Origin of the sequence: Streptomyces sp. MS191, assembly GCF_008042125.1 — a bacterium.
Classification (GTDB): domain Bacteria; phylum Actinomycetota; class Actinomycetes; order Streptomycetales; family Streptomycetaceae; genus Streptomyces.
On sequence record NZ_RDBI01000192.1, the window covers coordinates 1 to 780 of the forward strand.

General features: G+C 75.4%; 1 pseudogene. It reads right to left on the reverse strand.

Going from position 1 to position 780, the window contains the following annotated elements:
* Positions 1-780 (reverse strand): annotated as a pseudogene (locus EAO71_RS39530) (YccS/YhfK family membrane protein); the annotation flags it as partial.

The following is a 780-nucleotide window of genomic DNA, read 5'->3' on the forward strand; positions in this document are numbered from 1 at the left end:
CGACGGCGATCATGGCGGCGTGCCCCGCCGCCTGGGCGACGGAGGTGGGGAGCGTGACCGTGACCAGCATGATCGCGACGTTCGGCGTGCCCCGCCGCCTGGGCGACGGAGGTGGGGAGCGTGACCGTGACCAGCATGATCGCGACGTTGGAGGAGGCGATGATGCCGACCGTCGGGCCGGCCGCCCAGGCCAGCCCCGCCACGAAGGTCCACAGGACCAGCAGGCCCAGGAAGAGCCCCGGGTGCGCGCCGGCGCCGGTGAGGTAGCCGAGGAAGGTGGAGACGGCGAGGCTGGCGCCGGAGGCGAGGGCCAGGGTCGGACGGGGACGCCAGGAGCGCTGGAAGGTGGCGATGGCCGCCTGGAACGCGCCGAAGGCCGAGGAGGCGGCGACTCCGGGACCGAAGAGCGCGAGCGAGCCGCCGACGACGAGGGCGAGGCCGAGGCGCCGACGCTGCTGCCCGCCCTCGCCTCGCGCGAGGTCGCGGTCACGGCCCGGACGGACGAGATGTTCCCGCAGACCCGGACGACCCGGGTCCGCGCGGCCTGGGACGAGCGCGGCCTGGACGAGACCACCGACGGCGATCATGGCGGCGTGCCCCGCCGCCTGGGCGACGGAGGTGGGGAGCGTGACCGTGACCAGCATGATCGCGACGTTGGAGGAGGCGATGATGCCGACCGTCGGGCCGGCCGCCCAGGCCAGCCCCGCCACGAAGGTCCACAGGACCAGCAGGCCCAGGAAGAGCCCCGGGTGCGCGCCGGCGCCGGTGAGGTAGCCGAGG